This window comes from Pseudomonas sp. W15Feb34, assembly GCF_023127765.1.
Taxonomy (GTDB): domain Bacteria; phylum Pseudomonadota; class Gammaproteobacteria; order Pseudomonadales; family Pseudomonadaceae; genus Aquipseudomonas; species Aquipseudomonas synxantha_A.
Window position 1 is genome coordinate 267,554 of sequence record NZ_SPKN01000025.1, and the last position, 15,635, is coordinate 283,188.

Consider the following 15,635-nt stretch of genomic DNA (forward strand, 5'->3'; position numbering starts at 1 on the left):
TAGTGCTGTAGGCCATATGAATCAAGGTCTGCACAGATATGATCAATAAATGATCAGGTAAGGATGGATCCCTTGGTTTCAAATAAGTCACGGATTTTCTTGATTTAATTTAAGCCGCACACCGACTTGCCCACAATTGCTGTGGGTGGCTTTGTGGATAAGTTGTTGGACAAAGGCTGGAGGGCAGGGTGTTAGCGGTCTGCGCGAGAGTTGATCAAATAGTAGGCAGCGTCTGCTTGAAGTGTGGGAGGGGGGGCTTGCTCCCGATAGGGATGGCTCAGCTTGCACATGCATTGGCTGATACTCCGTTATCGGGAGCAAGCCCCCTCCCACATTTTTGATCCATAGGGCGTCAGTTACTCGTGTGCAGCCACACCTTTGAGGTACGGAGCAGGCGCGGCACCCAAGTTGTTCAACATGCGCTCGCTGTACCAGTCCACAAAGTTCACCACGCCAAACTCATAGGTCTTGGAGTACGGGCCAGGCTGGTAGGCTGTTGAGTTGATGCCGCGCTGGTTCTCCTCGGCCAGGCGACGGTCCTGGTCGTTGGTCGCGTCCCACACCTGGCGCATGCGCTCCACATCGTAGTCCACGCCTTCCACGGCATCTTTGTGCACGATCCACTTGGTGGTGACCATGGTTTCCTGGGCGCTGATCGGCCACACGGTGAACACGATGATGTGATCGCCCATGCAGTGGTTCCACGAATGAGGCAGGTGCAGGATGCGCATCGAGCCCAGGTCCGGGTTCTTGATGCGGCCCATCAGTTTGGCGCAGCCCTGCTTGCCGTCCAGGGTCATCGACACTGTGCCCTTGAGCAGCGGCATACGCACGATGCGGTTACGCAGGCCGAAGCTGGCGTGGGCGTAAGGGATCTTCTCGGCATCCCAGGCGGCGGCGGAGGCGGCTACGTGGTCCTTGAACGCCTGGTCGGCGCGCGGGTCGGTGACGTCGTCCCATTCCAGCAGGGTTTTGAGCAGTTCCGGGTGCGACGCGTTGCAGTGGTAGCACTCGCGGTTGTTTTCCAGCACCAGCTTCCAGTTGGCTTTTTCGAACAAGGTGGTCTGGATCGCCACCTTGGTGTTTTCCATGTCGTAGGGTTCCATGTAATGGCTGAGCGTCGACAGGAAGTCATCGATGGCCGGCGGGGTCTCGGCCAGACTGATGAAAATGTAGCCGCCGGCGGTCTTCACGTTTACCGGTTTCAAGCCGTACTGCTTCATGTCGAAGTCGGCGCCCATCTCGGTACCGGCGAACAACAGGCGACCGTCCAGTTCGTAGGTCCATTGGTGGTAGTGGCAAACCAGTTTGGCGACCTTGCCCTTTTCGCTGGTGCACAAGCGCGAACCACGGTGGCGGCAGACGTTGTGGAATGCATGCACCACGCCTTCGGCGCCACGGATCACGATGATCGGGTTCTTGCCCACTTGCAGGGTCAGGTAGTTGCCCTTGGTGGGAATTTCGCAGGTCATGCCGGCAATCAACCACTCTTTCTGGAAGATCTCCTGCATGTCGATATCAAACAGCCGCTCATCAGAGTAGAACGGCTGCGGCAGCGAAAAGGTGCGCTCGCGCTCGTGCAGCATTTGCGCGGTGGCCTTGCGTGCGGGTTCCAGCGGATCGCCCAAGCTTAAGGTTGCGGTGACGTCCATCGTGTGTGTCCTCATGGCCATTCTGTGTGGCCGGCGAATAGTGGCTGATCAGGTTTGCAGCAAGGCGTAAAGAACGCGTCTTTGTTGGGAGCGAGTGTGGGCCCGGCGTTGGGTCGAACCTTATCCATGGGCGACATGGCCCAATCTGATCCCGACGCGCAAGGCCCTGTCTTTGGGGGCTGGTCGCCGTAAGTATGTGAATGTCGCAGATAGGTAAATGGGTGGCCCCGGCGTTACGCAGAATCGCCACCATAAGGCCGACGTCGGCGGTGGAGAACAACATGTCTAGCAATTTCCTGAATCCGGTAACCACCCAGACCTGGGCCAATGGTCGGCACATCGTCCGTTGCGTCAAAGTCATCCAGGAAACCTGGGACGTGCGCACCTTCTGTTTTATGGCTGACCAGCCGATTCTGTTCTTCTTCAAGCCCGGGCAATTCGTCACCCTGGAGCTGGAAATCGAAGGCCAGCCGATCATGCGCTCCTACACGATCTCCAGTTCACCGTCGGTGCCTTACAGCTTTTCGGTAACCATCAAGCGTGTACCGGGCGGGCGTGTGTCCAACTGGCTGCATGACACGCTGCACGAGGGCCAGGAGCTGGCGGTGCACGGACCTGTCGGGCTGTTCAACGCGATCGACTTCCCCAGCCCGAAAGTGCTGTACCTGAGCGGCGGGGTGGGGATCACCCCAGTCATGTCCATGGCGCGCTGGTTCTACGACACCAACGCTAATGTGGACATGACGTTTGTTCATAGCGCGCGTTCACCCAAGGACATCATCTACCACCGCGAGCTGGAGCACATGGCGTCGCGGATCGACAACTTCAGCTTGCACCTGATTTGCGAAAAGCATGGCCTGGGTGAACCCTGGGCCGGCTACCGCGGTTATCTGAATCACAAGATGCTGGAACTGATGGTGCCGGACTTCCTGGAGCGCGAAGTATTCTGTTGCGGCCCGACGCCTTACATGAGCGCAGTGAAACGCCTGCTGGAAACCGCCGGTTTCGATATGGCGCGTTATCACGAAGAATCCTTTGGTGCGACGCCGCCGGAAGCGCGGGCTGACGCCGTGGAGCAGGCCGAGCAAGCGGCGGATGCGCCGGAAATCGACCTCGCGGATCTGCACCAGGTGGAGTTCATCGCATCGGGCAAAAGCATTCGGGTGGCCCCCGGCGAGACTGTCCACGCAGCAGCTGCCAAGCTTGGCCTGTTGATCCCCAAAGCCTGCGGCATGGGTATCTGCGGCACGTGCAAGGTGATGAAGCTGGGCGGGGAGGTGGAGATGGAACACAACGGCGGGATCACCGAGGAAGACGAAGCCGAAGGTTACATCCTGTCGTGCTGCAGCGTGCCGAAGGGCGATGTGCGCATCGAGTTCTAATACCTCGCACATTCCCACGCAGGAGCGTGGGAATGTGCGGTCGGCTGTGCGCCGAGGGTCATGAGTCTTCGGCGCGGGCTTCCAGGAGTAACGGTTACTGCGCGTAGATATGCACGACGAAATGCTGGCCTGATGCTGTCAATTCATAGGCTTTATCGTAGATCCTCAACGTCCTCGAAGGTTCGCGGATGGTGTCCCCGACTTTGGCGTACTTCCTGAACTCATCCCAGTCAATCACCGTGGTGCTGATAGTGCCATCGCTTTGCAGGGTGTTGCCGTTGCTTTGATATTCCATGATTAAGCTCTCCATTGGATTTACGCTTCCAGCCGATTATTCAGCGGGTAGCGAACCCGGAAAGTGGCGGTTATGACTGCGTTTTCCTTCCGGGTACCAAGAGGCTAGTCAACGAATATCCAGCGCGCAGCTGTCAGAAATATCAAAAAACAGACTCGGCAATCGGCCAGTATTCGCTGGCCGAATTCCCACGTTAAGCCCTCATGACTTCCCTGATATCGGCGGCTAATTCTCGTACACGCTCTTCTTCTGTGTCCCACGCACACATGAATCGCGCCCCACCTTTACCGATAAAGGTGTAGAAGCGCCAACCCTTGGCTGTAAGCCCCGCAATGGCTGGCTCCGAGAGTTGCAGAAATACGCCGTTGGCTTGCACAGGGAACATCAATTCCACGCCGGGGATGTCCGCAACCAGGCTGCTGAGCAATTGCGCGCAGTGGTTGGCGTGGCGTGCGTGCTTGAGCCAGGCATCGTTTTCCAGCAAGCCTACCCACGGGGCGGACAGGAAGCGCATCTTTGATGCCAACTGGCCAGCCTGTTTGCAGCGGTAGTCGAAGTCTTCGGCCAGCTTGTGATTGAAGAACAGGATGGCTTCACCCACCGCCATGCCGTTCTTGGTGCCGCCAAAGCACAGCACGTCCACCCCGGCTTTCCAGGTCAGGTCGGCCGGTGAGCAACCCAGGAACGCACAGGCGTTGGAGAAGCGGGCACCGTCCATGTGCAGGTTCAGGCCCAGCTCTTTGCAGGTGGCGCTGATGGCGCGGATTTCTTCCGGGGTGTACACGCTGCCGACTTCGGTGGCCTGGGTCAGGGTGACCACGCGCGGTTTGGGGTAGTGGATGTCCTGGCGCTTGAGGGCGATCTCGCGGATCGATTCCGGGGTCAGCTTGCCGTTCTCGGTGCGTGCAGTGAGCAGCTTGGAGCCATTGGAGAAAAACTCCGGTGCGCCGCATTCGTCGGTTTCAACGTGGGCGGTTTCCGAGCAAATCACGCTATGGTAGCTCTGGCACAGCGAGGACAGTGCCAGGGAGTTGGCGGCGGTGCCGTTGAAGGCGAAGAACACTTCGCAGTCGGTTTCGAACAAATTACGGAAACCGTCGGCGGCGCGGTGGGTCCACTCGTCATCACCGTAGGCGCGTTGATGGCCGTGGTTGGCTTGTTCCATGGCGGCCCAGGCTTCCGGGCAGATGCCGGAATAGTTGTCGCTGGCGAATTGTTGGCTCTTGTCGGTCATGGCCCATTCCTGTGGTCGATGTTGGTGCGCACTTTAACCAAGATTGTCAGGGGCGCGCACGCTCTGTAAATGCAAAGTCGTTGGGGAATTATGCACGGTACTCACACCTTGCCTGTCGGACGTGTCCGAGATGGCGCTTTGGACTTACTCAAGTGGCTGGCGCTGCTGAGCATGGTGCTCGATCACCTGCGCTATGTGGGGTTGAGCCTGGATGGGCTGTATGTGCCTGGGCGCCTGGCGTTCCCGTGGTTTTGCCTGGCGATTGCGGCCAATTTGCACAGGGCCCGGACCGCTCCGGTGACCGGCCATTGGCGCTACCTGGGGTGGTTGCTGCTGTTCAGCGTGATCAGCGAAGTGCCTTATCGGATGTTCATCGAAGATGCCGATACCTTGAACGTGTTGCCGACTCTGGCGCTGGGCCTGCTGGTTGCCCGAGGTTGGCAGCAGAAGGCGTTGGTTGATCGAGGATTGGCGCTGATCGCTGTCACAATAGCAGCTGTGTTTTCAACCCAGTTGATGTTCGGTTTCTTTGGTGTATTGCTGCCACTGGCGATGCTGTTGGTGTTTCGCCGGCCTTGGTATTTCAGCGTGCTGCCGGGGCTGGTCTGTGTCGCCGCGAATCAATGGCAGATTCTGCTGAATAGCGGCACGCCTGTGGCGCAGTTGGGGTTGGCTGCATGTCTGATTGCGCCGCTGGCAGGATTGGTCTTGTTGCGACATGGCAAAAACGCCAAGCCACCCGCCATGCGGCGCTGGGCCTATGCCCTGTATCCCATGCATTTTCTTCTGTTGCTACTCGTTCGCAAGCTCATCGCCTGACCCCTGTGGGAGTTGGCTTTGCACATTCTTCAGTCCATGTCGTAAACGCACCTTTGCGTGGCGTGCGCAGGCATTTGACCTGTACGCGCCAGCCCTACCATCGCATCAAAGGGCCCTGCGAGGGCTTCAACAATACGAAAGGCTGGGAGAGACGCGATGTTCAGCAAACAAGACCAGATCCAGGGATATGACGACGCACTGCTGGCAGCCATGAATGCCGAGGAGCAGCGTCAGGAAGATCATATCGAGCTGATCGCGTCGGAGAACTACACCAGCAAACGCGTGATGCAAGCCCAAGGCAGCGGCCTGACCAACAAGTACGCCGAAGGCTACCCGGGCAAGCGCTACTACGGTGGCTGCGAGCACGTGGATAAAGTCGAGGCCCTGGCCATCGAGCGCGCCAAGCAGCTGTTCGGCGCCGATTACGCCAACGTGCAGCCGCACTCCGGTTCGTCCGCCAACAGCGCGGTGTACCTGGCGCTGATCAATGCCGGCGACACCATTCTGGGCATGAGCCTGGCCCACGGCGGTCACCTGACTCACGGTGCCAAAGTGTCGTCCTCGGGCAAGCTGTACAACGCAGTGCAATACGGCATCAACACCGACACCGGCCTGATCGACTACGACGAAGTCGAGCGCCTGGCGGTCGAGCACCAGCCGAAGATGGTGGTGGCCGGTTTCTCTGCCTACTCCAAAACCCTGGATTTCCCACGCTTCCGTCAGATTGCCGACAAAGTGGGCGCGCTGCTGTTCGTCGACATGGCCCACGTCGCCGGCCTGGTGGCTGCCGGCCTGTACCCGAACCCGCTGCCCTACGCCGACGTGGTCACTACCACTACCCACAAGACCCTGCGCGGTCCACGGGGCGGCCTGATTCTGGCCAAGGCCAACGAAGCGATTGAAAAGAAGCTCAATGCTGCGGTGTTCCCCGGTGCCCAGGGCGGCCCGCTGATGCATGTGATCGCCGGCAAGGCGGTGTGCTTCAAGGAAGCGCTGGAGCCCGGCTTCAAGGCGTATCAGCAACAAGTGATCGACAACGCCCAGGCGATGGCCGAGGTGTTCATCAAGCGTGGCTACGATGTGGTCTCCGGCGGCACCGATAACCACTTGTTCCTGGTCAGCCTGATCCGTCAGGGCCTCACCGGCAAAGACGCGGACGCCGCCCTCGGTCGCGCCCACATCACCGTCAACAAGAACGCCGTGCCGAATGACCCGCAGTCGCCGTTCGTGACCTCGGGCCTGCGCATCGGCACTCCGGCGGTGACCACCCGTGGTTTCAAGGTGCCGCAGTGCATCGAGTTGGCTGGCTGGATCTGCGACATCCTCGACAACCTCGGCGACGCCGATGTCGAGGCCAACGTGGCCAAACACGTGTCTGCCCTGTGCGCTGATTTTCCGGTTTATCGCTGAGCGCGGTTTTGGAGTAATGACTATGCAACGCTACTCAGGCTTCGGCCTCTTCAAGCACTCCCTCAGCCATCACGAAAACTGGCAGAAAATGTGGCGCACGCCCACCCCGAAAAAAGTCTACGACGTGGTCATCGTCGGTGGCGGCGGGCATGGTCTGGCGACCGCCTACTACTTGGCCAAGGAGCACGGCATCACCAACGTGGCCGTGGTCGAGAAAGGCTGGCTGGGCGGCGGTAACACTGCGCGCAATACCACCATCGTGCGTTCCAACTACCTGTGGGACGAGTCCGCGCATTTGTACGAACATGCGATGAAACTATGGGAAGGTTTGTCTCAGGACCTCAACTACAACGTGATGTTCTCCCAGCGCGGCGTGTACAACCTGTGCCACACCCTGCAAGACATCCGCGACTCCGAACGCCGTGTGAGCGCCAACCGCCTCAACGGCGTGGACGGCGAACTGCTCAATGCCCAGCAAGTAGCTGACGAGATTCCATACCTGGACTGCTCGAAAAACACCCGCTACCCCGTGCTGGGCGCCACCGTGCAACGTCGCGGCGGCGTGGCCCGTCACGATGCCGTAGCCTGGGGCTTTGCCCGTGCTGCCGATGCCTTGGGCGTGGACTTGATCCAGCAAACCGAAGTGATCGGGTTCCGCAAGGAAAACGGCGTGTGCATCGGTGTGGAAACCAACAAGGGCTTTATCGGCGCCAAGCGCGTCGGCGTCGTCACTGCCGGTAACTCCGGGCACATGGCCTCGCTGGCCGGTTTCCGCCTGCCGATCGAATCTCACCCGTTGCAAGCGTTGGTGTCGGAGCCGATCAAGCCGATTATCGACAGCGTGATCATGTCTAACGCCGTGCACGGCTACATCAGCCAGTCCGACAAGGGCGACCTGGTGATCGGTGCCGGTATCGACGGCTACAACGGCTACGGCCAGCGTGGTTCGTACCCGGTCATTGAGCACACCATTCAGGCCATCGTCGAGATGTTCCCGGTGCTGTCGCGGGTGCGCATGAACCGCCAGTGGGGCGGCATCGTCGACACCACACCGGATGCCTGCCCGATCATCTCCAAGACCCCGGTACCGAACATGTTCTTCAACTGCGGTTGGGGCACCGGTGGCTTCAAGGCCACGCCGGGCTCAGGCAACGTCTTTGCTGCCAGCCTGGCCAAAGGTGAAATGCACCCATTGGCCGCGCCTTTCTCCATCGACCGTTTCCACAACGGTGCGCTGATCGACGAACACGGCGCTGCGGCCGTCGCCCACTAACAGGAGAAATTCCCTATGTTGCATATCTTCTGTCCTCACTGTGGCGAACTGCGCTCTGAAGAGGAATTCCACGCGTCCGGCCAAGCGCATATCCCGCGCCCACTGGATCCGAATGCCTGCACCGATGAAGAGTGGGGCGACTACATGTTCTTCCGCGACAACCCTCGCGGCCTGCACCACGAACTGTGGATCCATGCCGCCGGTTGCCGCCAGTACTTCAATGCCACCCGCGACACCGTCACCTACGAAATTCTTGAAACCTACAAGATTGGCGAAAAACCCCAGTTCACCGCCAAGGCTTCTGGAGAGAAGGTATGAGCCAGATCAATCGCCTGTCCAACGGTGGCCGCATCGATCGCAACAAAGTCCTGACGTTTACGTTCAACGGCCAGAGCTACAAAGGCTTTGAAGGCGACACCCTGGCTGCGGCCTTGCTGGCCAACGGCGTCGACATCATCGGCCGCAGTTTCAAGTACTCGCGCCCTCGCGGCATCTTTGCCGCCGGCGCCGAAGAGCCGAACGCAGTGCTGCAGATCGGCGCCACCGAAGCCACCCAGATTCCCAACGTGCGCGCCACTCAACAGGCGCTGTACCAGGGCCTGGTTGCCACCAGCACCAACGGCTGGCCGAACGTTAACAACGACGTGATGGGCATTCTCGGCAAGGTCGGCGGCAAGCTGATGCCGCCGGGTTTCTACTACAAAACGTTCATGTACCCGCAGTCGTTCTGGATGACCTACGAGAAGTACATCCGCAAGGCCGCAGGCTTAGGCCGCTCGCCGACCGAGAACGACCCGGACACCTACGACAACTTCAACCGTCATTGCGACGTGCTGGTCGTGGGCGCAGGCCCTGCCGGCCTCGCGGCTGCATTGGCCGCTGCGCGCAGCGGTGCGCGGGTGATCATCGCCGACGAGCAGGAAGAGTTCGGTGGCTCGCTGCTCGATTCCCGTGAAAGCCTCGACGGCAAGCCGGCCACTGAGTGGGTTGCCAGCGTCATTGCCGAATTGAAAGCCCTGCCGGACGTGGTACTGCTGCCCCGCGCCACCGTCAACGGCTACCACGACCATAACTTCCTGACCATTCACGAGCGCCTCACCGATCACCTCGGTGACCGTGCGCCGATTGGCGTGGTGCGTCAGCGTATCCACCGTGTGCGTGCCAAGCGCGTGGTGCTGGCCACCGGTGCGTGCGAGCGTCCGCTGGTGTACGGCAACAACGATGTGCCGGGCAATATGCTGGCCGGAGCGGTCTCTACCTATGTGCGCCGCTACGGTGTGGCGCCGGGCAAAAAACTGCTGCTGTCGACCAATAACGATCATGCCTATCGCGTCGCGCTGGACTGGTTTGATGCGGGCCTTTCGGTGGTGGCGGTGGCTGATGCCCGTCACAACCCACGTGGCGCGCTGGTGGAAGAAGCCCGCGCCAAAGGCATTCGCATCCTCACCGGCAGCGCCGTGATCGAAGCGCGTGGCAGCAAGCATGTGACCGCTGCCCGCGTGGCCGCGATCGATGTGAAAGCGCATAAAGTCACCAGCCCCGGCGAGTGGCTGGACTGCGACCTGGTCGCCAGTTCAGGCGGTTACAGCCCGGTGGTCCACTTGGCCTCGCACCTGGGCGGCAAGCCGACCTGGCGTGAAGATATCCTCGGGTTTGTACCGGGCGAAGCACCGCAGAAACGCGTGTGCGTGGGCGGTATCAACGGTGTTTACGGCCTTGGCGATTCCCTCGCCGATGGTTTTGAAGGTGGCGTGCGTGCGGCCAGTGAAGCTGGTTTTGCGCCGGTGGAAGGTGTGCTGCCTAAAGCCTTGAGCCGTCTGGAAGAGCCGACGCTGGCGCTGTTCCAGGTGCCCCACGAAAAAGCCACTGCACGGGCGCCGAAGCAATTTGTCGACCTGCAAAATGACGTCACCGCAGCCGCCATCGAACTGGCCACCCGCGAAGGTTTCGAATCGGTCGAGCACGTCAAACGCTACACCGCGCTGGGCTTCGGTACTGACCAGGGCAAGCTGGGTAACGTCAACGGCCTGGCCATCGCCGCCCGTTCGCTGAACGTGACCATCCCGCAGATGGGCACCACCATGTTCCGTCCCAACTACACGCCAGTGACGTTCGGCGCGGTGGCGGGCCGTCACTGTGGGCACATTTTCGAACCGGTGCGCTACACCGCGCTGCAAGCCTGGCACGTGAAGAACGGCGCCGAGTTTGAGGATGTCGGCCAGTGGAAACGCCCATGGTATTTCCCGCGTAACGGTGAAGATCTGCACGCCGCGGTGAAGCGCGAATGCCTGGCGGTGCGTGACAGCGTCGGCCTGCTGGATGCCTCCACCCTCGGCAAGATCGATATCCAGGGCCCGGATGCGCGTGAGTTCCTCAACCGCATCTACAGCAACGCCTGGACCAAGCTCGATGTGGGCAAGGCGCGCTACGGTCTGATGTGCAAGGAAGACGGCATGGTCTTCGACGACGGCGTCACTGCCTGTCTGGCCGACAACCACTTCCTGATGACCACCACCACCGGCGGCGCCGCCCGCGTTCTCCAGTGGCTGGAAATCTACCAACAGACCGAATGGCCTGACCTCAAGGTGTACTTCACCTCGGTCACGGACCATTGGGCGACCATGACCCTGTCTGGCCCCAACAGCCGCAAGCTGCTGGCGGAAGTCACCGACATCGACCTGGACAAGGATGGCTTCCCGTTCATGACCTGGAAGGAAGGTTTGGTCGGCGGTGTACCGGCGCGGGTGTTCCGTATCTCGTTTACCGGTGAGCTGTCGTACGAAGTCAACGTGCAGGCCGACTACGCCATGGGCGTGCTGGAGAAGATCGTCGAGGCCGGCAAAAAGTACAACCTGACCCCGTACGGCACCGAGACCATGCACGTTCTGCGCGCCGAAAAGGGCTTCATCATCGTCGGTCAGGATACCGACGGCTCGATGACCCCGGACGACCTGAACATGGGCTGGTGCGTAGGCCGTACCAAACCGTTCTCGTGGATCGGCTGGCGCGGCATGAATCGCGAAGACTGTGTGCGTGAAGAGCGTAAGCAACTGGTGGGCTTGAAGCCGATTGATCCAAACGTATGGCTGCCGGAAGGCGCGCAGTTGGTGTTCGATCCAAAGCAGACGATTCCGATGAAGATGGTCGGTCACGTCACTTCAAGCTATGCGCACAACTCCCTGGGTTATTCGTTTGCCATGGGCGTGGTGAAGGGCGGCTTGAAGCGCATCGGTGAGCGGGTGTTCTCACCGCAGGCCGATGGCAGCGTGATCGAGGCGGAGATTGTGTCCTCGGTGTTCTTTGACCCGAAAGGTGATCGCCAGAACATTTGATAGACCGCGTCGCGGCCATCGGGAGCAAGCCCCCTCCCACATTTTGATTTGTGAATATCTTCCAATGTGGGAGGGGGCTTGCTCCCGATGAGGCCATCAGCCTCACAACAGAATTCAGGAAAGGTGCTTTATGACAGCAGCCAATGTTTACCAACAACGCCCCACCACCAGCGCCAAGGCCGAGTCGTCGCTGCACCATGCAGACCTCGCCAGCCTGGTCGGCAAGGGCCGCAAGAACGCCGGCGTGACCGTGCGTGAAAAGAAACTCCTCGGCCACCTGACTATCCGTGGCGATGGCCATGATGCCGCCTTCGCCGCTGGCGTACTCCAGGCCGTCGGCATTGAACTGCCCGGCCCGCTAAGCGTGACCGTCAACGGCGAGACCAGCCTGCAATGGCTCGGCCCGGACGAGTGGCTGCTGATCGTGCCGAGCGGCGATGAATTCGCCGCTGAACAAAACCTGCGTGCCGCCTTGGGGGATTTGCACATCCAGATCGTCAACGTCAGCGGCGGCCAGCAGATTCTCGAACTCAGCGGCCCTAACGTGCGCGATGTGCTGATGAAGTCCACCAGCTACGACGTACACCCCAATAATTTCCCGGTGGGCAAGGCGGTGGGCACGGTGTTCGCCAAGTCGCAATTGGTGATCCGCCATACCGCTGAAGACACCTGGGAACTGCTGATCCGTCGCAGCTTCTCCGATTACTGGTGGTTGTGGCTGCAGGATGCCTCGGCCGAATTCGGTCTGAGCGTTCAAGCCTGAGGAATCGCCCATGAGCCGCGCACCCGATACATGGATTTTGACTGCCGACTGCCCCAGCGTGCTCGGCACGGTGGACGCGGTCACCCGCTACCTGTTCGAGCAGGGCTGCTATGTCACTGAGCACCACTCGTTTGATGATCGTCTCTCGGGCCGGTTTTTCATTCGTGTGGAGTTTCGTCAGCCTGACGGTTTTGACGAGCAGGCGTTCCGCGATGGCCTGGCGACCCGTGGTGAAGCCTTCGGCATGATCTTCGAGCTGACGGCGCCGAACTATCGGCCGAAAGTGGTGATCATGGTCTCCAAGGCCGATCACTGCCTCAACGACCTGCTGTACCGCCAGCGTATCGGCCAACTGTCGATGGACGTGGTCGCGGTGGTGTCCAACCACCCCGATCTCAAGCCGTTGGCCGACTGGCACCAGATTCCCTACTACCATTTCCCGCTCGACCCCAACGACAAACCGTCCCAGGAGCGGCAGGTGTGGCAAGTGGTGGAAGACACCGGCGCCGAACTGGTGATCCTTGCGCGCTACATGCAGGTGCTGTCGCCGGAGCTGTGCCGCAAGCTGGATGGCAAGGCCATCAACATTCATCACTCGTTGCTGCCGGGGTTCAAGGGCGCCAAGCCGTATCACCAGGCGTACAACAAGGGCGTGAAACTGGTGGGAGCCACGGCGCATTACATCAACAACGATTTAGATGAGGGGCCGATCATCGCCCAGGGTGTGGAGGTGGTTGATCACAGCCACTATCCCGAGGATTTGATCGCCAAGGGGCGCGATATCGAAGGGCTCACATTGGCGCGTGCGGTGGGGTATCACATTGAGCGGCGGGTGTTCTTGAATGCCAATCGCACCGTCGTTCTTTAGATCGCTATCGCAGGCAAGCCAGCTCCCACATTCCAGGATGTGTGAACCCGATCCACTGTGGGAGCTGGCTTGCCTGCGATGAGGCCCTTACAAGCAACACAAGAAACAGCATCTGTACCCGAGCACTAACGCGCTGCCCACCCAAACGGCAACGCAGTTCCATAAAAACAACAGCGAGGTGAAAGCATGTCTGGTAATCGTGGTGTCGTGTATCTCGGCAACGGCAAGGTCGAAGTACAGAAAATCGACTATCCCAAAATGCAGGACCCGCGCGGCAGGAAGATTGAGCACGGCGTCATCCTGCGCGTGGTCTCCACCAACATCTGCGGCTCCGACCAACACATGGTGCGTGGCCGCACTACTGCCCAGACCGGCCTGGTGCTGGGGCATGAAATCACCGGCGAAGTGATCGAGAAGGGCAGCGATGTCGAGAACCTGAAAATCGGTGATTTGGTTTCCGTACCGTTCAACGTCGCGTGCGGGCGCTGCCGCTCGTGCAAGGAGCAACACACCGGCGTGTGCCTGACCGTCAACCCGGCGCGTGCCGGTGGTGCCTACGGCTACGTCGACATGGGCGACTGGACCGGCGGCCAGGCCGAGTACGTGCTGGTGCCGTACGCCGACTTCAACCTGCTCAAACTGCCGGACCGCGACAAGGCCATGGAGAAAATCCGTGACCTGACCTGCCTCTCCGACATCTTGCCCACCGGCTACCACGGCGCCGTCACTGCCGGCGTTGGCCCGGGCAGCACCGTTTACATTGCTGGTGCCGGCCCGGTCGGTCTGGCCGCTGCTGCCTCGGCTCGGCTGTTGGGTGCAGCCGTTGTAATCATTGGCGACGTCAATTCCATCCGCCTGGCCCACGCCAAGGCCCAGGGTTTTGAAATCGTCGACCTGTCCACCGATACGCCGCTGCACGAACAGATTGCTGCGTTGCTGGGCGAACCGGAAGTGGATTGCGCCGTCGACTGTGTAGGCTTTGAAGCACGCGGCCATGGCCACGACGGCGTCAAGGCCGAAGCCCCGGCCACCGTGCTCAACTCACTGATGGGCGTGGTGCGTGTGGCAGGCAAGATCGGTATCCCTGGCCTCTACGTCACCGAAGATCCGGGTGCTGTCGATGCCGCCGCGAAAATGGGCAGCCTGAGCATTCGCTTCGGTCTGGGTTGGGCCAAATCCCACAGCTTCCACACCGGGCAGACGCCGGTGATGAAGTACAACCGCCAGTTGATGCAGGCGATCATGTGGGATCGGATCAATATCGCCGAAATCGTCGGTGTGCAGGTGATCAGCCTGGACGATGCGCCACGCGGGTATGGCGAGTTCGACGCGGGTGTACCGAAGAAGTTTGTGATTGATCCGCATAAGTTGTTCAGTGCGGCGTAAGTGGAAAATGAACGGCGACCTTCAGGTCGTCGTTCTTGTTTGATATTCCAGGCATTCGGTGCAATTACACTATTGCTGCACCACGCTGATCAATTGAAGGTGCAGCCTGACGGTTCCTTGGCCTGGCAATCAACAGTCCAATTGCCTTCAACTGGGAGCAGTGCTTTACCTGTCTTTAGCACCATGACGGTGTTGGCTTCGCCATCCCTGCTGTTTTCTCCGGTTCCCTCGTATCGGCAGATGACAGCTGAGTCTTTGCTCTTCTTAGTGACCGGGTCGAAGCTTGCTTTTTGAAGGCGTACCGATGTGAAGACGTAGCTTGATAGATCGTTTTTTTCAGTCCATTTATCTCCGCCCACCCACTCGTTTCCGTCTGGCCCTGCGGCGGTGTAGCTGAAACCACCTCCGACCATCGGCGTTTGCTCAATTTTGGAAACTTCCGGGCAGGTAGTGGCGTACGCGGTGTTCGCAAGGAGAAAAAGTGTCATCAGACAAAGGGTGTTGTAGGTGTTCATTTTTCATACTCCTTTATGTCGTTTCGGAAAGAGTATGAGAAAGAGAAGGAGGAGGATACTGTGAAAGATGACAGTTTTTAGAAGTCGTTCTGATTAACCAATCCGAGGTTATTTCGAAGGATGATAAAAGTCGCCCTATTTGTTTTTGGAATTTACGCCTGCAAACGTCGGCTGATCACATCCAGCAAATCACACCATCATGCAACGGAAAGTTTTCCCATCGAGCTTCGCAAACAGCGCGCGGTGTTTGACCAGGAATTCATTTCTCGCAGTTGTGGTGCCCTTGCTCAAGTACTGCTATGCAAATCATCGATTTCCTTGAGGGCTGTTTCGATTTGCGTCAAGTGCCTGCTCCAGGCGCTGCTTGCACCACCAATGCCAAGCGAAGCAAGGGACATGATGGCCTTCAACTGATCATAACGTACGGTGGTGTGAGAGGACGACGGATCTGAATCCACCTCCTTCTATATACTTCCGCTCTCTACAAGGAGACCGGTGATGCAGAGGCCTATAATGGCGAGGAAGGTGACGAGTGTGGGTATGACCATCCAGTACTTGAGATTCCTTGGTATTTTCTCAACGTCCTCAACAAGTACCATGCCCCTCCATTGAATGACTTTTGGGATGAGAATAACGGTTGCCATGGCAAATACGCGTTGAGGTCTTCCTTCAAAGTGAAAATGACGAAAAGTGTGCCGGCATCCGA

General features: G+C 59.4%; 14 protein-coding genes. 10 read left to right on the forward strand and 4 right to left on the reverse strand.

Annotated elements, in window-relative coordinates; genetic code table 11:
- Positions 1-356: 356 nt before the first annotated feature.
- Positions 357-1,652, reverse strand: a complete 1,296-nt coding sequence (gbcA, locus tag E4O97_RS12060) for a glycine-betaine demethylase subunit GbcA (protein WP_032879076.1) — start codon at positions 1,650-1,652, stop codon at positions 357-359.
- 281 nt (positions 1,653-1,933) lie between these two features.
- Here gbcA and gbcB point away from each other — a divergent pair, with 281 nt between their 5' ends.
- Positions 1,934-3,034 (forward strand): glycine-betaine demethylase subunit GbcB, encoded by a 1,101-nt coding sequence (gene gbcB, locus E4O97_RS12065; RefSeq protein ID WP_032879077.1) that lies wholly within the window; start codon positions 1,934-1,936, stop codon positions 3,032-3,034.
- Positions 3,035-3,128: 94 nt separating this feature from the next.
- Here gbcB and E4O97_RS12070 read toward each other — a convergent pair whose 3' ends face one another.
- Both E4O97_RS12070 and E4O97_RS12075 read right to left on the reverse strand, forming a co-directional pair.
- Entirely contained in the window at positions 3,129-3,329 is a 201-nt protein-coding gene (locus E4O97_RS12070) for a hypothetical protein (RefSeq protein WP_078822512.1), read from the reverse strand.
- Between the two features lie 193 nt (positions 3,330-3,522).
- On the reverse strand, positions 3,523-4,563 hold the full coding sequence (locus E4O97_RS12075; RefSeq protein ID WP_032879081.1) for a low specificity L-threonine aldolase: 1,041 nt from the start codon (positions 4,561-4,563) through the stop codon (positions 3,523-3,525).
- Positions 4,564-4,653: 90 nt separating this feature from the next.
- Here E4O97_RS12075 and E4O97_RS12080 point away from each other — a divergent pair, with 90 nt between their 5' ends.
- From E4O97_RS12080 to fdhA, 8 genes are all read left to right on the forward strand, one after another.
- Entirely contained in the window at positions 4,654-5,382 is a 729-nt protein-coding gene (locus E4O97_RS12080; RefSeq protein ID WP_248161408.1) for a TraX family protein, read from the forward strand.
- A gap of 156 nt (positions 5,383-5,538) precedes the next feature.
- A complete protein-coding gene (gene glyA / locus E4O97_RS12085; RefSeq protein WP_032879086.1) occupies positions 5,539-6,792 on the forward strand; it encodes a serine hydroxymethyltransferase in 1,254 nt (417 codons plus the stop codon).
- Positions 6,793-6,814: 22 nt separating this feature from the next.
- Positions 6,815-8,065: a sarcosine oxidase subunit beta gene (locus tag E4O97_RS12090; protein ID WP_003176546.1), complete on the forward strand. Its 1,251-nt coding sequence runs from the start codon at positions 6,815-6,817 to the stop codon at positions 8,063-8,065.
- 15 nt (positions 8,066-8,080) lie between these two features.
- Positions 8,081-8,383: a sarcosine oxidase subunit delta gene (locus E4O97_RS12095; RefSeq protein ID WP_027605979.1), complete on the forward strand. Its 303-nt coding sequence runs from the start codon at positions 8,081-8,083 to the stop codon at positions 8,381-8,383.
- Positions 8,380-11,397, forward strand: a complete 3,018-nt coding sequence (locus E4O97_RS12100; RefSeq protein ID WP_005792127.1) for a sarcosine oxidase subunit alpha — start codon at positions 8,380-8,382, stop codon at positions 11,395-11,397. The genes E4O97_RS12095 and E4O97_RS12100 overlap by 4 nt, the downstream gene beginning before the upstream one ends.
- Before the next feature lie 130 nt (positions 11,398-11,527).
- The gene (gene soxG / locus E4O97_RS12105; RefSeq protein WP_032879088.1) at positions 11,528-12,160 is read left to right on the forward strand and encodes a sarcosine oxidase subunit gamma family protein; all 633 of its coding nucleotides are present in this window, start codon (positions 11,528-11,530) and stop codon (positions 12,158-12,160) included.
- Between the two features lie 10 nt (positions 12,161-12,170).
- Positions 12,171-13,028 (forward strand): formyltetrahydrofolate deformylase, encoded by an 858-nt coding sequence (gene purU / locus E4O97_RS12110; RefSeq protein WP_005792124.1) that lies wholly within the window; start codon positions 12,171-12,173, stop codon positions 13,026-13,028.
- Positions 13,029-13,214: 186 nt separating this feature from the next.
- A complete protein-coding gene (fdhA, locus tag E4O97_RS12115; RefSeq protein WP_005792122.1) occupies positions 13,215-14,414 on the forward strand; it encodes a formaldehyde dehydrogenase, glutathione-independent in 1,200 nt (399 codons plus the stop codon).
- Between the two features lie 89 nt (positions 14,415-14,503).
- Here the strand turns inward: fdhA and E4O97_RS12120 are convergent, their stop codons facing one another.
- Entirely contained in the window at positions 14,504-14,929 is a 426-nt protein-coding gene (locus E4O97_RS12120) for a DUF3757 domain-containing protein (protein WP_078822509.1), read from the reverse strand.
- Positions 14,930-15,049: 120 nt separating this feature from the next.
- Between E4O97_RS12120 and E4O97_RS12125 the strand changes: the two genes are divergently transcribed.
- A complete protein-coding gene (locus E4O97_RS12125) occupies positions 15,050-15,343 on the forward strand; it encodes a hypothetical protein (protein WP_179119853.1) in 294 nt (97 codons plus the stop codon).
- Positions 15,344-15,635 lie beyond the last annotated feature (292 nt).

Excerpts from the sequence above, each read along its gene's own strand:
- gbcA (WP_032879076.1), bottom strand. The coding sequence starts at position 1,652 with ATGGACGTCACCGCAACCTTAAGCTTGGGCGATCCGCTGGAACCCGCA.
- E4O97_RS12070 (WP_078822512.1), bottom strand. The coding sequence starts at position 3,329 with ATGGAATATCAAAGCAACGGCAACACCCTGCAAAGCGATGGCACTATC.
- purU (WP_005792124.1), top strand. The coding sequence starts at position 12,171 with ATGAGCCGCGCACCCGATACATGGATTTTGACTGCCGACTGCCCCAGC.
- E4O97_RS12100 (WP_005792127.1), top strand. The coding sequence starts at position 8,380 with ATGAGCCAGATCAATCGCCTGTCCAACGGTGGCCGCATCGATCGCAAC.
- E4O97_RS12120 (WP_078822509.1), bottom strand. The coding sequence starts at position 14,929 with ATGAACACCTACAACACCCTTTGTCTGATGACACTTTTTCTCCTTGCG.
- E4O97_RS12080 (WP_248161408.1), top strand. The coding sequence starts at position 4,654 with ATGCACGGTACTCACACCTTGCCTGTCGGACGTGTCCGAGATGGCGCT.
- E4O97_RS12075 (WP_032879081.1), bottom strand. The coding sequence starts at position 4,563 with ATGACCGACAAGAGCCAACAATTCGCCAGCGACAACTATTCCGGCATC.
- fdhA (WP_005792122.1), top strand. The coding sequence starts at position 13,215 with ATGTCTGGTAATCGTGGTGTCGTGTATCTCGGCAACGGCAAGGTCGAA.
- gbcB (WP_032879077.1), top strand. The coding sequence starts at position 1,934 with ATGTCTAGCAATTTCCTGAATCCGGTAACCACCCAGACCTGGGCCAAT.
- glyA (WP_032879086.1), top strand. The coding sequence starts at position 5,539 with ATGTTCAGCAAACAAGACCAGATCCAGGGATATGACGACGCACTGCTG.
- E4O97_RS12095 (WP_027605979.1), top strand. The coding sequence starts at position 8,081 with ATGTTGCATATCTTCTGTCCTCACTGTGGCGAACTGCGCTCTGAAGAG.
- E4O97_RS12125 (WP_179119853.1), top strand. The coding sequence starts at position 15,050 with ATGATAAAAGTCGCCCTATTTGTTTTTGGAATTTACGCCTGCAAACGT.
- soxG (WP_032879088.1), top strand. The coding sequence starts at position 11,528 with ATGACAGCAGCCAATGTTTACCAACAACGCCCCACCACCAGCGCCAAG.
- E4O97_RS12090 (WP_003176546.1), top strand. The coding sequence starts at position 6,815 with ATGCAACGCTACTCAGGCTTCGGCCTCTTCAAGCACTCCCTCAGCCAT.